Origin of the sequence: Streptomyces acidicola (assembly GCF_009377235.1) — a bacterium.
GTDB classification, from domain to species: Bacteria; Actinomycetota; Actinomycetes; order Streptomycetales; family Streptomycetaceae; genus Streptomyces; species Streptomyces acidicola.
Genome location: NZ_VMNX01000449.1, coordinates 1 through 3,234 on the forward strand (window position 1 = coordinate 1; position 3,234 = coordinate 3,234).

Consider the following 3,234-nt stretch of genomic DNA (forward strand, 5'->3'; position numbering starts at 1 on the left):
CACCCGTCGAGACCCACCCGTCGACACCCGGCGTCGACTCCCGGCGTCGGCACCAGGCCCGCCCCTGGCGAGAACCCGGCGCACACCCGAACATTCGCCATTACGCTCCAGTCATGCACACCGTGGCCGTACTGGCGCTGGACCATGTCATCCCGTTCGACCTCTCGGCCCCGATCGACACCTTCAACTGGGCCCGGCTTCCGGACGGCCGCACGCCCTACCGTGTCCGGGTCTGCTCACCGGCCGAGGAGGTGAGCGCGGGGCCGTTCACCGTACGCGCCCCCCACGGACTGGACGCACTGGCCGAGGCGGACACGATCATCCTGCCGGGCACGGCCGACCCGACGGTCCCGCTTCCCCCGGGCGTCGCCGAGGCCGTGTGCGAGGCGGCGGCGAACGGCACGCGCATCGCCTCGATCTGCGTCGGCGCGTTCATCTTCGCCGCCACCGGTCTGCTGGACGGACAGCGCGCCACCACGCACTGGATCGCCGCCGCCGACCTGGCGGCCATGTACCCGAAGGTGACCGTCGACCCGAACGTCCTCTACGTCGACAACGGCCAGTTCCTCACCTCGGCCGGCGCCGCCGCGGCGATCGACATGTGCCTGCACATGATCCGCATGGACTACGGTTCGGCGGTCGCCGCGCACACGGCCCGTATGTCGGTCGTACCGCTCGAACGGGAGGGCGGCCAGGCCCAGTTCATCGTCCACACCCCGCCGTCCGCTCCGCCCGCCCCGGCCGGCGCGACGCTGGAGCCGCTGCTGAGCTGGATGGAGGAGAACGCGGAGCGGGACCTCACCCTCGATGACATCGCGGCCCACGCGGGCACCAGTTCCCGTACGCTCAACCGCCGTTTCCGCGAGCAGACGGGGACTACGCCGTTGCAGTGGCTGCACCGGGCCCGGGTCCGCCGCGCCCAGTACCTCCTGGAGAACACCGACCACGCCGTCGAACGCGTCGCCCACCAGGCGGGCTTCGGCTCCCCGACGGCGTTCCGCGACCGCTTCAAGCGCGTGGTGGGGATCAGCCCGCAGGCGTACCGGCGGGCGTTCCGGACCCGGGAGTCGGTGGACAGGGGCAGGGCCATGGCCACGCAGATGGGCTGAGCGGGCGGTCAGGACGCTTACCCGGCCCGTCGCGTTCAGGACGAAACGTCGGCCGCGGCGCCTGCCGTATCAGAGGTGCCTGCCGTCTCCGAGGCGGCGGCCGACGCGGGCGCGGCCGCCGCGCCCGCACGGACCCAGGGACCGCCCCGTCCGGCCAGCCGGCATCCAAGGCATCCCGCGTGGCCCTGGCGCGCGGAGAGGTCCCGCCTCCGAAGGCTCCGCTGATCGACCGTCCGCGGCCCGGGCGGCTTGCCCCAGCCGGCGAGGTGGAGGACCCACATGACGAGCAGCGCCGCCGCCATGAGGGCCGACCCCAGCCAGATCCCCGGGCGCCAGCCGCAGATGCCGAGTCCGGCCATCACAGTCCCCGTCGTTGCGACGGTGAAACCGGTCCATCCGGCCACGGTGTGGCCCTCGTCGTAATGCCCGCTCACGTGCCCGCCTCCTCACGCTCGCCCGGCCGGGCCCACACACGCCATTGACCTGGTGGGCGGCACTCGACCTATGATGTCTTAGCAAGTAAGGAATTTATCTTAGATGCTAAGGAAATCGCAATGGAGGGCAAGCAGCGAACTGCCGCCTCCCCCTCGGACGCCATCAGCGCCCTCGATGACCTCATCTCGACGAGCGTCGTCGGTCAGCAGGAGTTCGCCCGGAACCTCGGGCTGAGCATGACGGACCTCATCTGCTTCGCCCACGTCCTTGAGGCCGGGGACTCCTGGGTCACCGCCGGCGACTTGGCGGCGCGCGCTCACGTGACCACAGGCGCGGTGACCGGCATCATCAACCGCCTGGAGCGCGGCGGGTTCGTCACCCGCGAGCCCGACCCCGCCGACCGACGGCGGGTGCGCGTCGCCGCCGTTCCGGCCGCCGCCGACCGGGTCCAGGCCGTCTACGGCCCCTACCACGCGCGACTCGCGGAGCTGTTCACGCAGTACACGCCGGACGAGATCGCCATCGTCACCGACTGGTTCACGCGCGCCGCTGCCGTGGCGCGCGTGTATCTGGACGAGTCGTGCGCGCCCTGAGCGGACTTCCAGAAGTTCTGTCGGCAACTGGTCGCTCAAGGCCTGCCTCGCCAACACCGCTGTCTCCTGGCCGATCCGCTGTCCGCCGTCCGCCGTCCGCCCGGTCCGGCCGACCGCCCGCCGGTCTGGCACTAGTGTGGTGCCAGTGAACAGCCGTGCGACATGGGTGAATTGGGAAGGTTGACCGGCGATGCCGCTGAGCACCGGGGAATCGGGGTCCATAGGGTCGATAGGCGGCTACACGGTCGTCGACCGGCTCGGCAGTGGCGGCATGGGAGTCGTCTACCTGGCCCGCTCGGCCTCGGGACGCCAGGTCGCGGTCAAGCTCATCCACGCGCAGTACGCGCAGGACGAGGAGTTCCGGGCCCGCTTCCGGCAGGAGGTCGCCGCGGCCCGCCGGGTGAGCGGGGCGTTCACCGCGCCCGTCGTGGACGCCGACCCGGACGCCGAGCAGCCGTGGATGGCGACGCTGTACGTCCCCGGCCGCACGCTGTCCGACATAGTGGCCAAGGACGGGCCGTTGGGCGGGCGTGCGCTGCGCACGCTGGCCCTGGGGCTCGGCGAGGCCCTGCGGGACATCCATCAGGCCGGCATGGTCCACCGGGACCTGAAGCCGAGCAACGTTCTGATGGCCGAGGACGGGCCGCGCGTCATCGACTTCGGTATCTCGCGCGCCGCCGACAACCAGGCCCTCACCGTGACCGGACGGCTGATGGGCACCCCGCCCTTCATGTCCCCGGAGCAGTTCGCCAGGCCCAAGGACGTCACCGCGGCCTCGGACGTGTTCTCGCTCGGCTCGCTGCTGGTGTACGCGGCCACCGGCCACGGTCCCTTCGACGCCGACAGCCCGTACTTGACGGGCTACCAGGTGGTGCACGAGGCGCCGACCCTGTACGGAGTCCCGGAGCCCCTGCGGAGCATCACCGAGCGCTGCCTGGACAAGAATCCCTACGTCCGGCCCGAACTCGCCGAGCTGCAAAGGCTGTTCGAGACCCTGCCGGACACGCCCGCGCCCCCGGTCTGGGCGCCGGTCCCAGCCTCGGACTCAGGCCCGGCCCAGACCCCGCCCCCTACCCCTGTCCCTTATACACATCTTA

4 protein-coding genes are annotated in these 3,234 nt (G+C 71.4%); 3 read left to right on the forward strand and 1 reads right to left on the reverse strand.

Annotation, left to right across the window (positions count from 1 at the left end; all coding sequences use genetic code 11):
- The first annotated feature begins 113 nt into the window (after positions 1–113).
- On the forward strand, positions 114–1,109 hold the full coding sequence (locus FPZ41_RS45755) for a GlxA family transcriptional regulator (protein WP_152870736.1): 996 nt from the start codon (positions 114–116) through the stop codon (positions 1,107–1,109).
- Between the two features lie 35 nt (positions 1,110–1,144).
- Here FPZ41_RS45755 and FPZ41_RS45760 read toward each other — a convergent pair whose 3' ends face one another.
- Positions 1,145–1,543, reverse strand: a complete 399-nt coding sequence (locus tag FPZ41_RS45760; RefSeq protein ID WP_322621580.1) for an HGxxPAAW family protein — start codon at positions 1,541–1,543, stop codon at positions 1,145–1,147.
- Positions 1,544–1,663: 120 nt separating this feature from the next.
- Between FPZ41_RS45760 and FPZ41_RS45765 the strand changes: the two genes are divergently transcribed.
- On the forward strand, positions 1,664–2,137 hold the full coding sequence (locus tag FPZ41_RS45765; RefSeq protein ID WP_152870738.1) for a MarR family winged helix-turn-helix transcriptional regulator: 474 nt from the start codon (positions 1,664–1,666) through the stop codon (positions 2,135–2,137).
- A 190-nt stretch (positions 2,138–2,327) separates the two neighbouring features.
- A partial coding sequence (locus FPZ41_RS45770) for a serine/threonine-protein kinase (RefSeq protein WP_152870740.1) occupies positions 2,328–3,234 on the forward strand: 907 nt, incomplete at its 3' end.

Bases quoted from the DNA above. Each gene is read 5' to 3' on its own strand.
- FPZ41_RS45755 (WP_152870736.1), top strand. From the start codon at position 114: ATGCACACCGTGGCCGTACTGGCGCTGGACCATGTCATCCCGTTCGAC.
- FPZ41_RS45765 (WP_152870738.1), top strand. From the start codon at position 1,664: ATGGAGGGCAAGCAGCGAACTGCCGCCTCCCCCTCGGACGCCATCAGC.